The 18,895-nt window shown below is 65.4% G+C and carries 12 protein-coding genes; 5 read left to right on the forward strand and 7 right to left on the reverse strand.

What is annotated here, in order from left to right:
- Positions 1–70: 70 nt before the first annotated feature.
- The 5 genes from AUL36_RS05030 to AUL36_RS05050 all read right to left on the reverse strand — a co-directional run bounded on the left by AUL36_RS05030 (position 71) and on the right by AUL36_RS05050 (position 11,004).
- Entirely contained in the window at positions 71–2,173 is a 2,103-nt protein-coding gene (locus tag AUL36_RS05030) for a methyl-accepting chemotaxis protein (RefSeq protein WP_082655578.1), read from the reverse strand.
- A gap of 256 nt (positions 2,174–2,429) precedes the next feature.
- Positions 2,430–3,419 (reverse strand): hypothetical protein, encoded by a 990-nt coding sequence (locus tag AUL36_RS05035; protein WP_062218639.1) that lies wholly within the window; start codon positions 3,417–3,419, stop codon positions 2,430–2,432.
- A complete protein-coding gene (locus AUL36_RS05040; protein WP_244497038.1) occupies positions 3,416–4,321 on the reverse strand; it encodes a helix-turn-helix domain-containing protein in 906 nt (301 codons plus the stop codon). The genes AUL36_RS05035 and AUL36_RS05040 overlap by 4 nt, the downstream gene beginning before the upstream one ends.
- 408 nt (positions 4,322–4,729) lie before the next feature.
- Positions 4,730–7,849, reverse strand: coding sequence for a flagellin N-terminal helical domain-containing protein (locus AUL36_RS24535; protein ID WP_244497039.1), 3,120 nt, complete (start codon positions 7,847–7,849; stop codon positions 4,730–4,732).
- 812 nt (positions 7,850–8,661) lie between these two features.
- The gene (locus tag AUL36_RS05050) at positions 8,662–11,004 is read right to left on the reverse strand and encodes a bifunctional diguanylate cyclase/phosphodiesterase (RefSeq protein WP_210168844.1); all 2,343 of its coding nucleotides are present in this window, start codon (positions 11,002–11,004) and stop codon (positions 8,662–8,664) included.
- Between the two features lie 479 nt (positions 11,005–11,483).
- Between AUL36_RS05050 and AUL36_RS05055 the strand changes: the two genes are divergently transcribed.
- On the forward strand, positions 11,484–12,818 hold the full coding sequence (locus AUL36_RS05055) for an NAD(P)/FAD-dependent oxidoreductase (RefSeq protein WP_062218648.1): 1,335 nt from the start codon (positions 11,484–11,486) through the stop codon (positions 12,816–12,818).
- 70 nt (positions 12,819–12,888) lie between these two features.
- On the opposite strand, the gene AUL36_RS05060 is transcribed toward AUL36_RS05055, so the two are convergent.
- Complete coding sequence (locus tag AUL36_RS05060; RefSeq protein WP_062218650.1) at positions 12,889–13,488, reverse strand: NUDIX domain-containing protein; 600 nt, start codon at positions 13,486–13,488, stop codon at positions 12,889–12,891.
- Positions 13,489–13,601: 113 nt separating this feature from the next.
- On the opposite strand from AUL36_RS05060, the gene AUL36_RS05065 reads away from it, so the two are divergent.
- Complete coding sequence (locus AUL36_RS05065) at positions 13,602–14,357, forward strand: DeoR/GlpR family DNA-binding transcription regulator (RefSeq protein ID WP_062218652.1); 756 nt, start codon at positions 13,602–13,604, stop codon at positions 14,355–14,357.
- An 11-nt stretch (positions 14,358–14,368) separates the two neighbouring features.
- Here AUL36_RS05065 and AUL36_RS05070 read toward each other — a convergent pair whose 3' ends face one another.
- On the reverse strand, positions 14,369–15,370 hold the full coding sequence (locus AUL36_RS05070; RefSeq protein ID WP_062218654.1) for an AraC family transcriptional regulator: 1,002 nt from the start codon (positions 15,368–15,370) through the stop codon (positions 14,369–14,371).
- Between the two features lie 284 nt (positions 15,371–15,654).
- Between AUL36_RS05070 and AUL36_RS05075 the strand changes: the two genes are divergently transcribed.
- The 3 genes from AUL36_RS05075 to AUL36_RS05085 all read left to right on the forward strand — a co-directional run bounded on the left by AUL36_RS05075 (position 15,655) and on the right by AUL36_RS05085 (position 18,848).
- Positions 15,655–16,845, forward strand: a complete 1,191-nt coding sequence (locus tag AUL36_RS05075) for a serine hydrolase domain-containing protein (RefSeq protein ID WP_082655591.1) — start codon at positions 15,655–15,657, stop codon at positions 16,843–16,845.
- A 261-nt stretch (positions 16,846–17,106) separates the two neighbouring features.
- Entirely contained in the window at positions 17,107–18,006 is a 900-nt protein-coding gene (locus tag AUL36_RS05080) for an ROK family protein (RefSeq protein WP_062218655.1), read from the forward strand.
- A 50-nt stretch (positions 18,007–18,056) separates the two neighbouring features.
- On the forward strand, positions 18,057–18,848 hold the full coding sequence (locus AUL36_RS05085; protein WP_082655582.1) for an inositol monophosphatase family protein: 792 nt from the start codon (positions 18,057–18,059) through the stop codon (positions 18,846–18,848).
- The last annotated feature ends 47 nt before the right edge of the window (positions 18,849–18,895 follow it).

The raw sequence follows: 18,895 nt of genomic DNA on the forward strand, positions 1-18,895 counted from the left end.
CGCCCATGCGAAAGGGGCCCGCCGAACTGCGAGCCCACCGCGCCCTATGTCAGATCGCTGCGACGCGGGATCAGGCGCTCAGGCGTTCGAAACCGCCGTCGAGATCGAGGTCGAGGCCACTCGCTGCCGGGCGCGCGGGAGCGGGCGCCGGGTTTGACGCGGGCGCGCGGGCCGGAGCGGCGGAGGCCGGGCGCTGGCTGTAGGTGTCGCCGAAATCCTTCACCATGGAGCGCAACTCGGCAATCGTCGCCTCGCGCGCCTGCTTGGGCACCGGGGCGGCGCCCGCGCGGCCCTGTAGTTTGAAGAAGCGCGCGTTCTCGTCCAGCCGCATCGCCTCGGCCGAAAGCTGGCTGGCGGTCGCCGCCATCTCGTTGGCCGCGCCGGCGTTGGACTGCGTGACCTGATCGAGCTGCTGGATGGCCTGATTGATCTGCTCGACACCGATGGACTGTTCGCGGCAGGCCGCCGAAATCTCGGTGATCAGTTCCGCCGTGCGCTCGATGTCGGGCACGAGCGCATCCAGCATCCGGCCCGCTTCTTCGGAGGTCAGCAAGGTCTCGGCCGACAATTCGCCGATTTCCTGCGCGGCGACCTGAGAGCGCTCGGCGAGCTTGCGCACCTCGGAGGCGACCACCGCGAAGCCCTTGCCATGATGCCCGGCGCGGGCGGCCTCGATCGCCGCGTTCAGCGCCAGAAGATCGGTCTGGCGCGCGATTTCCTGGATCACCGCGATCTTCTCGGCGATCGTGCGCATGGCCTCGACGGAGGCCCCGACCGCCTTGCCGCTCTTCTGCGCGTTGGCGGAGGCTTGGGCGGCGATCTTCTCGGTCGTGTTGGCGTTCTCTGAATTCTGCCGGACATTGGCCGCCATCTGTTCGATCGCGGCGGACGCCTGCTCGGACGCCGCAGCCTGCTCCGTCGCGCCCGAGGAGAGCTGCTCGGCCGTCGCGGCCGATTGTGAGGAACCCGAGGCGACCTGCGCGGAGGAATCGCGGATCGAGGCGATCGTGTCGTTCAGCTTGGACTGCATCTGGGAGAGCGTGGTGAGGAGATCGCCGATCTCGTCGTTGCGCGCCACCAGAATGGGCTGGGAAATATCGCCCTCGCCGATCCTGCGGGCGTGGTGCTGGGCGAGATCGAGACCTCGCGCGATGGAGCGCGCCAGCCAGAAGGCCGCGAACGCACCCGCCAGAACCGCCAGCACGACGAGGATCATCATCCGGTCGCGCGTGGATTCGTATTCGGCCTGGGTGCTGCCCGCCAGCCCTTCCGCCACACGCGTTTCGGCCGCGATCAGCTCGTCGAGTTGCCGGATCAGATCGAGAAGATAGGGCCGCCCTTCAGCGGAATAGTTTTTGTTGGCCGTCTCAGCCGCGTTCGTGGTGCCGAGCGTCGCAATCTTATCGACGATCGGCTTGAGGCGCGTCCAGTCCTCGAACTGCTCGTTCACCGCCTCGGCCATGGACGTGCCGGCCGCGACATCCCGATAAGCCGTCATGCCTTGATCGAGAACCGACTTGCGTTGCTCGAAGACCTTGAGCAATTCCATCGACCGCGCTTGATCCGACTCGGCTGTTGCCGCCATCAGTCGATACATCATCTGCGGCAGGGCGAGCCGCACAGTTGAGGCGGTGTCTCGCAGCGGACCCGAAACGCCGGACGCGCCCAACGCTTCACGCACCTTGGTGAAGTCGTCGGTCATTTCGTCGATCAGTGGAACGGCGTCGTGCGAGTAAAGCTCGTTGGCGCGCGTGGTCGTGTTCTGCTGGACGAGGTCCATCGTCTTGACGGCCATGCCGTGCCACACGTCGATCGCGGCGACGATCTTGTCCACCGCGGCGAGGGCTTCGGTCATATCGGGGGCGAGGCCCGCGCGATACTGCGCCATGACCTGAAGCTCGCGCACGACGCCGGCCTCGATATCCTCGCGAAGCTTGGCCATTTCCGCGTCGTTGGTGGAGGCGAGCATCCGATTGATGGTGCGCCCGAGATCCTGCATCCCACGCGCCGCATCGCTGACCCGCTTGGTCTGCGTGAAGGGACGGGCGACGAAGGACTTCATGTTCTCGTTGGTCGATTGCAGGCTGCGAACGGCATAATAGCCCGACGCGCCCATGACCCCCAGAATTCCCGCGAACGCGACTGTGAGTTTCAATCTGATCGACAGTCGCATGTTCCGATGCTCCCCTACGGCAACCTTTCGAACATTTCATCATCGATCAGTTTAAGATTAACGAACAAACAGCCTCGCGTCGTGAATTTTCAGTTTGTCCAAGACACCATACCGGTGCGTCACACGACCCGCGCGGCCTGTTTCCGCGATTCCTGACCATCCTTCGAAAGTAAAGAAACTTTTCTCACAGGAACGTGACCGATCAAGACGTGTATCGTTTCTTGCCCGCTAAGCTAATTCGTAAGCTATACATGACTTATCGAGGCGCTGAGCTTTCACCGTAGGCCCGCTCGGCGCGGCGATAGGTTCGCTCGCTAGAGCGGATCGTATCGGCGAGGTAACGACTGAGCGTTTCGATGAGCCGGGGCGTGACGCGCAGCGTCTGCGGACGACGGCCGACCTCTTCGAAAAAGCCCCTCTCGATGGCGAGGGCGATCAGATTGCGCATATGCGAGCGCGAGCGGCCGAACATCTCGGCGTAGGAGACCAGGTCGGATTCGCGCAAAGGGCGCGTGGGATCGGCCGAGGTCTCATGCATCGCCGCGTGCAGTACGAGCGTGGCGCCGCCGCGACCGAAGAAGGCCGCAAGGTCAGGGTCGCGCATCAAGAGTTCCATAGCCGTCGCCATGGCGATCTTGCCCGCGCCGACACGGGCTACGAAAGGGAGGAACTTGTCCTCGCGACGAAGGATCAGGTCGAAATTTTCTTTGGGAAAGAGCGCATGACACGCGTCGCAATACAGCTTCACGAAGCACCAGTGCCAATACACGAGCGGCGGCAAGGGACGCAGAAGCCGCACGCGTCTATCGCGCGGATGAACCACGACCTCCAGATGGCCTGTCTGAATGAGACGGCTGAGATAGGCGTCGATCTGGCGCGCGCTGTAGAGACCGTACGTGGCCATGCGCTGCTTCAGTTCGGTCGGTGTCGCGGCGGTTCCCCCTTCGATATCGTCGCCGTCCAGTCCCATGATCTGCCCGAGCAGAATGACCCTCCAGGCATCCACCGCGAAACCGCCGGGAAAGTTCTGCGTCGTGTAGAGGTCGAGCGTTCCACGGTTGAGAGCCGCGCGCACCTCCGGAAACAAGGGATGGTGCAACACCTCCTCGGCCGAGCGAAGCGGGATCGTTTCGTCGTCAGTGGTGTCGGAGGTCGAGGCCAAAGCCGCGCGATCGCGATCGGCCGGTTCGCACGGACCCTGCGAGGCGTCAGTTGCTGTCAGGTCGTCATGATGAAACTTCTTCATCCGGCCAGTCTCGCCTCCGGCGCCGGCTCGCCGGTGAGATCGCGCAGCCAGGCCAGAAGCCGGCCCGCCTTGTCGTCGCCCGCCATCGCAGGCATTTCGCCCGCGCGGACCTCGCTCGGCAGAAAGCCGAACTTGGTTTTGAACGCGCGGCTGAAGCTCTTGTCTTCGATGAAGCCCGTGGCATAGGCGACGCTCGACACGCGCGGGCGGCCCCCTCGGGCGCTCGGGCGCGTCAGCAGACGCAGCGCGGCGGCCAGACGCCGCTCACGGATGAAGGTCTGCACCCCGCCCTCCCCCGCGAATTCCCGGTAGAGCGCGGCGCGCGACAGGCCGAAGCGGCGTTGCAGAAGCTCGACGCCTAGGTCGGGGTTGTGCAGATGGCTGCGGATGAAATGGCGGATTTCGAGCCGCGCGCGCCACTCCACCTCCTCGCCCTGCGCCTGCGCGCCGCTCAGGAAGCCGGAGCAAAGTCGCGCGGCCGCCGCCGTCAGCGCCGGCAGGTGTTGCGGCGTCAGGCGATCGGCGCAGCTCATGATACCCTGGATTGTGGTGAAGGCGATCTGTCCGGCCGCGTCCGCGCGGAAATCCGCCACTTGGCCATGCAGGGCCTCGACGCGCAGGGGCTCGCTGGAAAGAAGCGCGCGCGGCAAGAGGATGTTCACCGCGTCCACCGCCTGGTCGGAGCGCACCGTGACAGGCTGCGACAGATCGTAGATCACCGCGCCGCCGCCTGTGGCCAGCCGCTCCTGGCGCGTTTCGATGCGGCTGCGGCCTTTGGTGTAGAACTGGATGAGCAAGTGGTCGACGCCCTGCCGGGCGGATTTGCGCGCCTCACGTACCAGATCCTGTGCCGGCGCCACGACATCTCCCACCAGCAACGCGCCGAGATTGAAGGTCTTCATCGCGACAGGTTGGGACAGATCGGTTTCGTCCCGCTCCGCCAGATCAAAGAAAGGCGAAACATGCGTGCGCCACTCATCCCAAAGCCTTGCCGAATCCCGGTCCTGTTGCGTTCCATTATGGTGCATTTCGACGCAATCGATCAATGGACCCACCACATTCACAATGACATTACGTTGCGTAATACTGTCGAAGAACGCTTCTACTCAGCCTTACTTACGACAATCATCTGTTAACCAGGCTTAAGTCGCAGGGTCACACGGCACAATGGTGGTCCGTTGACAAAAACTGCGCATATCTTCTCGTTACGGGTTTGAACCGAACGGCGCGGCTTCGATCACCCACTCGCATCACGAAAAGGGCCGCCGCAGCGTGACGCCGCGGCGACCCGGTCTCAGATGTTCAACCGCTTAGCCGCGGAAGAGCGCCAGAATGCTCTGGGCCGACTGGTTGGCGATCGAGAGCGCCTGCATACCGAGCTGGGACTTGGTCTGCAGAGCCTGGAGCTTGGTGGACTCTTCCGACAGATCGGCGTCCACCAGGTTGGAGACGCCCTTGTCGATCGTGTCCATCAGCGTGTTCACGAAGGACTGCTGCATCTGAATGCGCGAGGCGACCGAGCCCAGCGAGGAGGCGGCAGAGCTGACCTTGTTGATCGCCGTGTTGACGAGCGAGATATAGGCCGACAGCACGTCCTTGCGGTTGGCGCTGGTGACGTTCAAGGTCGAGAGCGTTGCGTCCGAGACATCGATCTTATCGACCGACATGGTGCTCGCACCGCCGCTGGGTGTGACGCTCGTGACCTGAACGGAGCCCGCGCCCGCGCCGCCCGCACGGGTGAAGGTCAGGACGTTTGACGGAGCCGTCACGGTGACGCCGACATTGCCTGCCGTAAAGGCTGCGTTCAGCACGGCGGCGTAATCGGTCGCCGTGTTGATGGTCGCCGCACCCGACAGCGCCGCCTTCACATCGCTTTGCGCGATCGTCACGGACTTGGCGTTGCCATCGACCGAGAGGTTCAGCGTGATGGAGTCGTTGACGCCGAAGGTCAGCGGCCCCGTGAAGGCGCCGGTGCTGGCGAGGACTGCCGTGCTCGCGGCCGCGACATTCGTCCCGTTGGCCGTCAGACCGGTATTCGTTGCTCCGGCGGTCAGGCCGGCGGTGGAGGACGTGACATTGTCTCCATCCTGCGCGGTGACGTTCGACACGGCGATGTAGCTGGTGGAGCCGGCCGCCGTGGCCTTGATCGTCATGTGGTTGGAGTTGTTGGAGTCCTGCGCGAGGAACGTCACCAGCTTGGTGTTGTTGGGGCCCGTGCCGAAGGCGCTATCGAGAGCGTTCTGGACCTTCGTCTGGAACGTCGCCGCGTTGGCATTCGTGTTTCCGGCCGCCAGCATTCCGGCGGTCGAGATGGAGATCGTCTTCTGCGTGCCGCCGAGATTGACCGACAAGGAGATCGTGTCGTTCGCCAGCAGGTTGGTGTCGGAGAACGTGCCGATGTCGAGCAGCGGCTGCGAGTCCTTGCCGTAGCCCACAGTGCCGGAGCCCAACGTCTTCGTGTTGGTCGCATCGTAGTAGTACGATGTCGAATTCGCATCGAGACCCAGCCGGCTGCCCGCTCCGGTCGTCACGCCATAGATCGAGCCGGACACGCTGCTGATGCCGACCGCCATATTGGCGCCCTTGTTACGGGTCGAGAGTTCGAACATACCGCCGGTCTGCGTGACGGTAATGTCATGGTTGGAGGCGCTATAAACGGCGCCGATCGGGTTGCCACTGGCATCATTGCCGTTGAAGCCTGTCCCGGTGAAAGCCGTGTCGATCTTCGTCTGCAGGAAGGTGGCCCATTCGGCGGCCGTCGGCTGCCCCTTGGTCGTCCAGCCCGATGCGATACCGGCGACGCCACCGCTGACGACGAAGTCGGACGCCGCGAACGTGTGCGAGATCTGTTTGACCGTCGAGCCGTACTGGACATTGAAGGAGTAGGTGTCGCCCGCGACGATACCTGCGCCCTGCCCCGTACCCGTCGCCGTCACGCCCGCCACGGCCAGGCCCGCAACCGCATTGCTCGCGGCAGCGAAGCCGCCGGTGCCGGACAGGTTGCCGATCTTCACCGTTTCGGCCGAACCCTTGTTGGCCGTCGTGATCGTCAGGTTAGCGCCGGTGCCGCCGACCGTGATATCGCCCGCCGTATACACCCGGCCGTTCTGGGTTGAGACCGTGTTGGCGAAGGCGGTGTCGATCGCCGTCTGCATGGCGAGTTTCATGTTGCCAGCCTGAGTAGCGGCCGACGCATCCTTGGTGATCGTACCCGTCGTGATGCCGGTCTTCGTCACGCCGTTATACGTGATGTCGAAGGTCATCGTTCCGTCGGAGCCGACGGAGGTGACCGTGCCGATCGCAGTGGAGGCGATGGCACCGCCCGCTGCGGTCGGGGCGGTGTAGGCTGTCGTGTTCATCTTCGCCACAGCACCGAAGGACGAACCGAAGGCGGGAGCAGGAAGCGCGCCAGCCGTCAGAATGCCGGCCGTGTCGGTGACGGCGCCGTCGCCGTTGACCGTGGTCACAGCCCCGACCGTGATCTGGGAGGCCGTACCGACGCTGCCAGCCGTCAGAGTGACGACATTCGACGGAGCACTGACCGTGACCTTGCCGGCACCAACCGCTGACGTAACGGCAAGCTGAAGCTTGGAGACGAAATCGCTGCCGTCGGCGGCGAGATCGGAGGTCTTGAGACGCACCGTATTATTCGTGCCATCAACCGTCAGGCTGAAGGTGATCACGTCGCCCTTGGTCACGGCAGCCATATTCAGCGTTCCGAGCGTCGCTACGGCGCCTGCGGCCGTCGTGCCGGCCGAACCCGTCGCGGTGCCGGTGAAGCCGAGGCCGGCGATCGACGGAGGGGCTGCTGAAACGAAACCGCCGACATTGAGCGCCGCGCCGGTCGCCGTCGTCAGGCTCAACCTGCTGTCCGCGATACCGTCCGCGTTGGCATTCGCGTCGAACAGCTTCACCGCGCTGGTGTCTACATCGATCGTGCCGATGGTGACAGCGCCCTTCTGGTCGCGCGACATCGAGGCGACGACGCTCTTGTTGGCGTTGTAGCTCGGGGATGCCGAGTCAACCGACAGCCAGTTCTCACCCGAGAAGGTCGAGGACGCCGCGATCGACTTCAGCTGCTTCTGAAGCTCGGCGATTTCGGCCTGGATCTTGGAGCGATCCACACCGTCCTGACTCGCGGCGGTCAGCTTGGACTTGATCTCGTCGAGAACGTCCTTGGCCTTGTTGAGGCCCTGATAGGCCGTGTCGACGGTCGCGGAGCCGAGGCCCAGCGCGTCCTTCACGGTCGAGAGCGACTTGTTGTCCGAGCGCAGCGTCGTGGCGATCGACCAGTAGGCGGCGTTGTCCTTGGCGTCGTTGATCTTGAAGCCGGTCGAGATGCGGTTCTGCGTTCCCTCCAGCAGGGACTGCGTCGCCTGCAGGTTACGGAGAGCGGTCATTGCGGCAATGTTGGTATTCACGCTGGTCATGAGAATGTCCTGAAGTTCCGAATAGGGAAAGGACATGAAGCAATACTTGGCAGCATCATGCTGTTGCTTGGGTTTTATCTGCTTCTGACGCCATATTCACTTCAGAAACTTGCTCAAATCCTAATTTTGTACTTGACTTTAATTTTATATTTACACTCATGGCGTCTCAGAAAACTCGCACGCCGTCTCACGGGACAGAAACTTTAACCCCTTGTTAAGCTTTGATTTTCGCGTAAACGGCCGCTCCGGCCTCAGGGCGGCGGCAAACGACGGGACAAGAGGGAGAAAGGGACGCGCGCTTCGCGCCGCGCCCATGCGCCGGGAACAGGACGCAAGGGCGGGCCGACTGAGGGAGTGACGGCGCGCCGGCCGGGATCCTGCGGGATTCTGGGGGGCGGGGTCGCCGCTTTGGGCGATGCGAGGGGCAAAGCCGCAGTGGCCTGTGCTGTCCCGGCCCGGCTCCCCGTTTGGGCGGGGCCTTGGAAGCGGATCAGCGCACAGGACGTCGCAGCGTCCGGCTCCGTGTTCTGGCGAGGGGGAATGGCCTGGACGCGAAAGACGATCCGGCGATCACAGAAGAGGCGCTACCTGCGCGGCGCCGCGATGGGCTGCTGGGCCGGTAGCCGGTGCCTCGCGGCGGCGTCGCTGTCAGCCCGTCCCATGCCGGCGGACAGGCTTCGCCTCGGGTCGTGCGGGCAATTCAGATCGCGAAGCCTTGTTGGTGGAAGCGGCCTCGGCCCACACGCCATGAGCGCCGCGCAGCAGAACGCCCGACGAAAGGCGCGTTCATCGGCAGGTCATATGGCGGCGGGTCAGACGGCGATCAGCAGGGGCGCTGTCGCCTCGACATGCTCGCGCAGGAGCGCCTCGACGGCCCGCTCGTCCAGGGGCCGGCCGAGGAGATAGCCCTGCGCGGTGCCGCAGCCAAGCTCGGTCAGGCGCTGGAGCTGCGTTTCGTCCTCGATGCCCTCGGCCGTCGTGTCGATGCCGAGCTCTCGCGCCATGGACAGAACGGCGCGAACGATGGCCGCGGAGCCCACATCCTCCCCGGCATCCTCGCCGGACGCGGCGACGAAGCTGCGGTCGATCTTCAAGCGGTCGATCTTGAACTCGCGCAAATGGGCGAGCGAGGAATAGCCGGTGCCGAAATCGTCCATGGCGATACGCAGGCCCAGCGCGCGAAGGCTGGTCAGCGTCATGGCAATCTGGTCGCTATGCTCCACCATGGCGGTTTCGGTGATCTCGATCTCGATGCGCGAGGGCGACAAGCGGTGGCGCGCCAGCGCCTGCGCGAACTCGGCGGGAAGCGTGGCGGAGCGCAGTTGCAACGCCGAGACATTGACCGAGACATAAAGCGGGGCCGGCCAGAGCGAGGCCTGCCGGCACGCCTCCTCGATCACCCACGCGCCGATCTCCGCGATCAGCCCGGAGCGCTCGGCGAGCGGAATGAAGTCGACGGGCGGCACCAGCCCTCGCACGGGATGACGCCAGCGGATCAAGGACTCGAAGCCGCACAGCATCCGGCCGGGCAGGCTGTAGAGCGGCTGATACCAGAGCTCGAACTGACCGAGCGAGACGGCGAGCGACAGGTCCTGTTCCAGCGCCCGCTTGTCGACCTCCTGCTCGCGCATTCCGTCCTGATAGACTTCGAAGCGGTTGCGGCCCGCCGTCTTGGCGGAGTAGAGCGCGAGATCGGCCTTCTGCTGGAGGACCATCGCATCGTCGCCCGGCGCGGCCGTCGCGATGCCGATCGTGCAGCCGACCGTGACGGCATGGCCCGCGATGTCGAAGGGAAGCGCCGCCTGGATGATAATGTCCTGCGCCAGCGCCGCGATCCGCTCCGATGGTGCCCTGAGGAGCACGGCGAGTTCGTCCCCGCCCAGCCGGAAGGCCAGTTCGTCGGGCCGCAGGCAGGATTCCAGCCGGGCCGACAGCTTGTGCAGGAGCTCGTCTCCGACCGTATGGCCCAGCAGATCGTTCACCTTCTTGAAACGATCGAGGTCGATCGAAAGCATGGTGACCTCCCCACGCTCCAAGAAGTCCACGACGCTTTCGGCGAACATGCGCCGGTTCTTGAGGCCGGTCAGCGCGTCGTGGAAGGCCATATGGGCGATGGTCTTCTGCCCGTTGCGCATCTGCGTCACGTCTTCGTAGGTCAGGATCGCCCCGCCGCGCGGCACGGGTTGGCAAACGATGCTAAGCACGACGCCGCTCGCCAGATTCTGTTCGAGGCGCGTCACCGTGTCCTTGCGCATCCAGGCATGATGGTTCTCGATGACGCGTGCGAGGCGCTCCTCGTCCCAGCCGCTGCGCTCTCCGATCGTGGAGAGGAAGTCGCGCAGCGACATGCCGGTCTTGAGCGCTCCTGGCGTCAGGCCGAAGAGCTGCCCGACGCGCTCGTTGACCAGCGTCAGGACGCCGCCGGGCGAGAGCATGGCGAGCCCGTTCGACATATTGGCGAGCGCATCGGCGGCCGTGGCGCGCGCCTTGGTGTCGATGAAGCTGCAGGCAAAGCCGGAACAGACGATGATGAGACCGACGCTGGCGACCGAAACGGCCAGCGCGCGCATGGCGTCGGGATCGGAGAAGGAACCGTCCACCAGCATGGGCGTCACCTGGAACGCTGTCATCCCGGTGAAATGCAGGCTGATGATGGAGAGGAAGAACAGGGCGGTCGCCCCATGCGACCCCATGCTCTCGCGCTCCAGCCGGCGCGCCGTATCGAGCGCCGCAGCTGCCAGGACGCAGGCCAGGATAATCGAAGCGATCATGAAGGATCGGTCCCAGGTCACGATCCCCTGAACCCGGTAGGCGAGCATCCCGATATAGTGCATCACGACGATCGACAGGCCGACGATCGCCCCGCCGAAGGCCGGCGCGGCCCCGCCCCGCCCCGTCGCCGCGAGGAAGCCGAGGGCCGAGCCCGCCATGGCGATCAGAAGGGACACCATGGTGAGAACCGGGTCGAAGCTGATCGGCAGCCTGGGCTCGTAGCCGAGCATCGCGACGAAATGCGTGCACCAGATGGACGCGCCGGTCACGAAGGCGGCCAGCATGATCCAGGCGACCTTCTCCATCGATCGCGCCGTGGCCGCGCGCAGGAACAGACGCACCATGGCCCAGGAGCCGGAGCCGCAGATGACAGCAGCTATCAACACCAACCAAAGGTTATGCTGATAGTATATACATCCGATGACGGTCATCATGCTGCGATCAGCTCTTGAACATTCCGGGTTGAGTTTGGAATCTCGAGTCGTCGGCGGTTTTGCCGCCTGCGAACAGTTTGCCGACGATATATTGGGTGAGCCGTAACGCAGAGCTTAAAGTTTGCTGCATTGAGCAAACCATCGGGGGACAGTCGGCGCTGTATTTTGTCGCATGTCGCAAGGCGACTTGTTTCGGGAGAACGCAGGCCCTGCGATCGTCCGCCCGCAGGCCCGGCAAGCGCGTGGGCGGGTCTTGCGTGGCGCGTTCCCCGAGGGGCCGCGGGGCGAGACGCCAGCTAGACGCCCCGCTTCGGCATTTCCTGCCGTTCTCGAGAAGCATTCGGCCTCATCCAGCGGCATGGGCGGGCCAAACTGAGCCATCCGCATTGCGGCTGCCGCGATAGCCATGACGATCGAAAGAACCAGCCATGCCGATTGACGTTCAACGGGTTCACAACAGCGCAGAGTTTCCCGCTCGCGTCGATGTCGTGGTGATCGGCGCGGGCATTGTCGGCGCGTCCACCGCCTATGAACTGGCGCGCAAGGGAATCTCGGTCGCGCTTCTGGAAAAGGGCATGGTGGCCGGCGAGCAGTCGGGGCGCAACTGGGGCTGGGTGCGCCAGCAGAACCGCGCCCTGCACGAATTGCCGCTGGCCATGTACAGCCTCCGGCGCTGGGGCGAGTTGGGCGAGGAGATCGGGGCGGATCTCGGCTTCCGCCGCACCGGCTCGCTCTACGCCACCAAGGACCCGAACGAATACGCCCGCTGGGAAAAGTGGAGCGCGGACGCCAAGGGCCTCGGCTTCACCAACCGGATGCTGAGCCAGGCCGAGGTGCGCGAGCGCATGAAGGGCAGCACCAACGCCTGGATCGGCGGCATCTGGACCGATACGGACGGTCGCGCCGAGCCCGGCATGGCTGCACCGGCGATTGCAGAGGGCGCCAAGGCCAAGGGCGCGTTCCTGCATCAATCCTGCGCCGTGCGCGGGCTCGATATCGCCAATGGACAGATCAAGGGCGTCTGGACCGAGCGCGGGCTGATCCAGGCGGACGCGGTGGTGCTGGCGGGCGGCGCGTGGAGTTCGCGCTTTCTGCGTCGCCACGGCATCGACCTGCCCGTCGCCAATATCGAGGGCACGGCGGTCCAGACGACGCCGATCCCCGAGGTGGCCGATGCCGGCTGCATCACGGGCGCGGGATACGCGCTGCGCCGCCGCCTCGACGGCGGCTACACGATCGCCGTGCCCGGCCACGGTGTCGTCAATCTGGCCCCGCAGGGCATTCGCTACGCCGCGAAATTCCGCGAAATGATGAAGGCCAAGATCGCCAAGAAGATCGAGTATCGGCTCAACCGCCAGTTCTTCAACGGCCCGGATGCCTGGGGCCGCTGGGATTTCGACAAGATCTCGCCCTTCGAGAAGACCCGCGTCATGGACCCCGCGCCCCAAAAGCAGCTGGTGGAGGAGGCGATCCGGGCTTTCGTGGCCGACTTCCCCTCGGTGCAGGGCGTCGGCGTCGCCTCGGCCTGGGCGGGCCTCATCGACACTTCGCCCGATCTCGTGCCCGTCGTCTCCAACTCGGACGCGATCCGGGGCCTCACCATCGCCACCGGCTTCAGCGGCCATGGCTTCGCCCTCGGACCCGGCGCGGGGCGGCTCGCCAGCGAGATGGTGACGAACGACAAGCCCTTCATCGAGATCGACGCCTACCGCTTCAACCGCTTTTCCGACGGTTCGGCGGTGAAGCGGCCGGAGATGATGTAGGCGTCGCTTCGATCGCGCACCCAAAACCAAGGGACACGGGCGAGCCAGGGCCGCCCGTGACCACCCGCTATTACGCGGCCCGCGCCGTGGCGGAAAAAAGGTTCAGCGCGGCATATTGCAGGAGCATGATCGTCTTGCCGTCGCGGATCGCGCCCGCCGCGATCAGGCCCATCGCCTCCTCGATGGTGAGTTCCAGAACGTCGATATCCTCGCCCTCCTCCAGGAGGCCGCCGCCTTCGGACGCGCGGTCGCCTGCCTCGTAGCGCGCCACGAAGAAATGCAGGCGCTCCGTCACCGAGCCGGGGCTCATGAAGGCGTCGAAGACCTCTCTGACATCGCGCACCCGAAACCCCGTTTCCTCCTCGGTCTCAGCGCGGATACGCTCTTCCGGCGAGGCCTGATCCAGAAGCCCGGCGGGAGTCTCGATCAGGAAATCGTCGTGCCCGTTGACGAAGGCTGGGTAGCGGAACTGCCGGACGAGGATCACGGTGCGCCGCTCCGGGTCGTAGAGAAGGATCGTCGCGCCATTGCCCCGGTCGTAGGTCTCGCGCGCCATGCGCTGCCAGCTGCCGTCGCCGCGCTGGTAGGACAGGACGGTTTTCTTCAGAACGAACCAGTCGTCCGACAGGAGCGTGACGTCCTCCACGCGGACACGATGGGCGATGCTCATGGGGCTTGGGTCTCCGGCTGGAGCGAAAGCGGGACGCCTCGCCCTCTGGAATGGCGCGATGTTTCGTGCAATATCGTGCAGAGTCAAGAAACTTCGTGCAACGAGCGGATGCGATGCTGACGAGCGAACGCAAGGCGCTGATCCAGACGGTTTTGCTGCGGGACGGGCGTGTGGTGGCCAAGAGCCTCGCGCAGGAACTCGGCCTGTCGGAGGACACGATCCGGCGCGACCTGCGCGAACTGGCGAGCGAGGGACTGTTGCAGCGCGTGCATGGCGGGGCGTTGCCGGCCTCGCCGGCCGTCGCCGATTTCGCCCGGCGCGAGGAAAGCGGCTCGGCCGCCAAGCTGGCGCTGGCGCGCGCGGCGGCCGCTCTGATCCGGCCGGGGCAGATCGTGTTTCTGGATGGCGGCACGACGAATGTGCAGCTGGCGCGCCACTTGCCGCGCGATCTCAGCGCCACGATCGTCACCCATAGCCCGAGCATCGCGGTCGAGCTGGTTCAGCATCCGCTCGTGGAGGTCGAGCTGATCGGCGGACGCTTGTTCAAGCATTCGATCGTCGCGGTCGGCGCGACCTGCGCCGAGGCCATCTCCCGCATTCGCGCCGATGTCTATGTCATGGGCGTCACGGGCCTGCACCCTGAGGCGGGCGCGACCACGGGCGACAGCGAAGAAGCATCGATCAAGCGGCTGATCGCGCGCCAATCGGCCGAGACGATCGTGCTCGCCACGGGGGAAAAGCTCGGCGCGGCCTCGCCCTATCGCATCGTGCCGATCCATGAGATCACAAGCCTCGTCACGCAGGCGAGCGTCTGCGATGAGAAACTCGCCCCCTTGCGCGCCGCCGGGCTGGAGATTGTGACCGCCTGACGTTGATCCCGTCAGCGCCGCAGCGTGGTGGAGGGTGTTTCGCCGAAGCGCTGGCGATAGGCGCGCGCGAAGTCGCCCTTGTTGATATAGCCCCAGGCGGCGGCGATCTCGGCCACGGTCTGACCCGGCAGGGCGGTTTCGAGATCGCGCCGGACGCGCTGGAGCCGCTGCTCGCGCAGGAACTGGCTGGGCGTCGTTCCGCGAAACCGGCGAAAGGCTTCCGTCAGGCTTCGCAGACTGGTGCCGGCAGCGCGCGCGACCTCGGCCATGGTCGGAAGGTCGGCCGCGTGCTCGGACATATAGGCTTCGGCCGCCCGCACCACGCGGGGCGCCAGCGCATGGCGGGGGTCGGACAGGTCGAGCCCGGCGCGCGACGCCCATTCATTGAGAAGATGGACGCAGATCGTTTGTTCGAGGTGGCGCCCCACGCGATCATGCGCCAGACGGTCCGGCGCTTCGGCGATGCAGCGCATCACATAGTCCATCAATATCAGCCAGCTCGACCCCTGCCCGCCCAGCCCGCATTTGAAGCGCCACAGCGCATCGCCCGGGACGAAGCCGAACCAGTCGTGGCAGACCTGTTCCAGAACGGCGTGCGGAATGGTGAGGTTGAGCTGGAGATGGGCGGGGTCGAAATCGACGTGATAGTCGGTGCGGCTGCAATCCACCACGAAGCTTTCGCCATAGCCCGTGTTCACCGCGCCGCCATCGTCCAGCCGATGGCTGGCATTGCCGCCGATCGTGGTCAGCACCACCGCGTTGCCGGCCTCCTGCGACCAGTCACGGATCCCGACGGGAATACCATAGGCGAAGCGCGTGACGATGATGCGGCCGACCATGGCCGAATGCATGGTGGATTGGGGGCGGATCAGCTTTCCGGTGGGCGAGACGTCGTAGGGCATATAGACCCGCCGCGACCACTCGCCGATCTCGTCCCAGTCCTTCGAGAAGACCTTATGGTGCTGGCGGATCGCCCGCCCATGCGCGTCGAACAGAAGGGCATCGCGCAACATGGACTGTCCTTTCTCCAATCCGAACCTCGATCGTTTGCAGGCTAACGGACGAACGGGTTCTGCGGCAACTCCGGCTTGAAAGCGTATTTAACAAACCGGCAGGGTTGTCCGGATGATCGGCCGGAGAGGCATCTTCTGCCGATCATCGACAGGATCTGCCGGTTTCCGACAGAGCGGTGCCCACGACTGACGTAAGCGTAAGCGCTCTGTCGAAGCCGTTTTCCAGGACGCCGAGCGGGCGTCGGGCAATGGTCCTCGACGATCGGCATGAAGGGAGAATGATCATGACCGAATTGCAGAAAGCCGTTGGGACCGTGCTCACCAGTGCCGTCGCCTCCAAGCCGGGCGTGCCGGGCGTTGCTGCCGTCGTGACCGATCGCGCGGGCAATCTGTTTCAGGGCGCGGCGGGCAAGCGGGCGCTGGGCGGCGAGGCCGACATGACGCCCGACAGCGTCTTCGCGATCTTCTCGACCACCAAGGCGATCACCGGCACGGTGGCGCTTCAGCTCGTGGAAGAGGGACGGCTCGACCTCGACGCCCCGGCCAGGACCTATGCGCCCGCCATCGGCGAGCTTCAGGTGATCGACGGGTTCGAGGCCGACGGCACGCCCCGTCTGCGCGCGCCCAAGCGCGACATCACGACGAGGATGCTCCTGCTTCACACGGCGGGCTTCGCCTACGACTTCTTCAACGAGACCTATCACCGCCTCGCCAGGGAACAGGGCCAACCCAGCGTCATCACCTCCTCCTTCGCTTCGCTGCGCACGCCGCTTCTGTTCGACCCCGGCGAGGCTTGGGAATACGGCACCAATATCGACTGGGCGGGGCAGGTGATCGAAGGCATCACCGGCTATCGCCTCGGCGACGCCATGAAGACGCGCATCTTCGAACGGCTCGGCATGGAGGATACGGCCTTCACCATGACGCCCGCCATGCGCGAGCGCCGCGTGACCATGCACCAGCGCGACAGTTCGGGCGTGCTGACGCCGCTCGGCGATTTCGAGTTGCCGCAGGACCCGGAAGTCCACATGGGCGGCCACGGCCTGTATTCGACCGCGCTCGACTACGCCAAGTTCATCCGCATGTGGCTGAACGACGGCGACGGCCCGCATGGGCGCGTCCTGAAACCCGAGACGGTCGCCATGGCCGAGCGCAACGGGCTCGGCGACATGAAGATCAAGGCGCTCCCGGGCGTGATCCCGAGCCTGTCGAACGACGCCGAGTTCTTTCCCGGAATGCCGAAATCCTGGGCCCTCACCTTCATGATCAACGACGAGGACGCCCCGACCGGACGCCCCGCCGGCTCGCTCGCCTGGGCGGGTCTTGCCAATCTCTATTACTGGATCGACCGGAAGAACGGCATCGGCGGCTTCTGGGCGACGCAGATCCTGCCCTTCGCCGATCCCGCCTCGGTGGGCTTCTATCTCGAACTCGAATCGGAGGTCTATCGCATGCGCGCTTCGCGCGCCGCCTGAGGCCTCCGTATCCCCCCGGATGCCGTCCGTCCCCACCGGACGGCATCCGGTTCCCCGTTTCGCATCACCGCTCTGGAGATCCCGTGCGCGGGCATTGGCCTCGCGCGCTTTCCGTTGGACGCTTCGCGTTTGGCGCTTTGCGCGCGGCCATGCCTCGCTTAGGCTTCGCCCGGCGAATCGGGTTCCCCGGCGAGCGCCTTCGGGAGGAGGGTGCGGCCGATCAGCGGGAGCCGGCTCGAACCGGGGAGGTGGGGCAGGCGCATGTTGATCGGCATCGACTGGGGCGGCACGAAGATCGAGGGCGTCGCTCTCCTGCCCGATGGCACCGAGCTGGCGCGCGAGCGGCGCGACACGCCGCGCCATGATTATCTCGGCTGCATCGACATGATCGGCGCGATCATCGCCGCCATGGAAGAGAAGACGGGCCAGCGCGGCACGATCGGCATCGGCATTCCCGGCTCGCTGGAGCCGAAATCACGCCTCGGCAAGGGCGCGAGTTCCACCTGGCTGCTCGGCCGCCCGGTGGAAAAGGACCTGACCGAGCGGCTGGGGCGCGAGGTGCGCGTCGAGAACGACGCCGACTGCTTGGCCGCGTCCGAAGCGGTGGACGGCGCGGGCGCGGGGCACAATGTCGTCTTCGCGGTGATCCTGGGCAGCGGCGCGGGCGCGGGCATCGCGGTCGGCGGGCGCGCCCATCACGGGCCGAACAATTCGGGCGGCGAATGGGGTCACAACCCCCTGCCCTTCCCGAACCAGTCCGAGCTTCCCGGCCGCCCCTGCTATTGCGGCAAGCATGGCTGCCTGGAAACCTGGGTCTCGGGCCGCGCCTTCGAGGCGGAGTTCGCTCTCCATACGGGCACCGAGCGCAAGGCCGCCGAGATCATGGCGATGAAGCGCGGCGGAGACCGGCTCGCCGGCCTGCTCTGGACCCGCTATGTGGACCGCGTGGCGCGCGGCTTGTCCGTCGTCGTCAACGCGCTCGACCCCGATATTTTCGTCATGGGCGGGGGCATGTCCAACGTGCCCGAGCTTTATGACGAGCTGCCGCCCATGATCGCGCGCTATACGTTCTCCACCGTCTTCCATACGCCGGTCGTCCCATCGCGGCACGGCGATGCCAGCGGCGTACGCGGTGCCGCCTGGCTCTGGAAGGACGGCTGAGCGCCGCTTCGTCTCGTTCTCCTCATCCTCCCGCAACGGACACAATCTTCATGACGCCTTCCGAACTCGACGCGCGCTTTGTCTTCGCCGAAGCTCTGGTGCGCGAGGCCGGCGCGCTCGCGCTCGACTATTTCCGCCGGCTCGAAAGCCTCACCATCCGCTCCAAGGGCTTGCAGGATATGGCGAGCGAGGCCGATGTCGGCGTCGAAACCATGATCCGCGAGCGCATCGCAGACGCCTTTCCGCAGGACGCGTTCCTCGGCGAGGAAACCGGGCGCACGGAGTTCGCCGGGGATCAGGGCATCTGGGTGGTGGACCCGATCGACGGCACGCAGCCTTTCGTGAGCGGCATGTCGAGCTGGTGCGTCTCCATCGCCTTCGTGCAAGGGGGCAAGAACCGCATGGGCTTCGTCTACGCCCCGGCGCGCGACGAACTGTTCACCGGCGGCGAGGGCCATGAGGCCCAGCTCAACGGCCGCCCGATCCGCGTCAAAAGCGCGGGCTCGGTGAAGGAAGGACTGGTCGCCGCCGGCTATTCCACCCGCCTTCCGCCCGAAACCTTCCTGCCCGCCTTCGAGCGTCTCTTGAAGGCCGGCGGCATGTTCTACCGCGACGGCTCGGGCGCGCTCTCGCTCGCCTATCTCGCGGCGGGTCTGCTCGTTGGCTATGTCGAGCGGCACATCAATTCCTGGGATTGCCTGGGCGCGCTGGCGGTCATCGAGGCGGCGGGTGGCCAGTCGAACGACTTCCTGGCCGATGACGGCCTCTGGAACGGCAACGCGCTCGTCGTCGCCTCGCCCGAACTCTATCCCGCGCTGGAGGCGTTGTTCTTTCAGGATTGAGCGCGCGGCCCGTTTCGGCGAATCGAGTTGTCAGCGGCCAACCCGAT

The organism is Aureimonas sp. D3 (assembly GCF_001463805.1).
In the GTDB taxonomy this organism is placed as follows: Bacteria; Pseudomonadota; Alphaproteobacteria; order Rhizobiales; family Rhizobiaceae; genus Aureimonas; species Aureimonas ureilytica_A.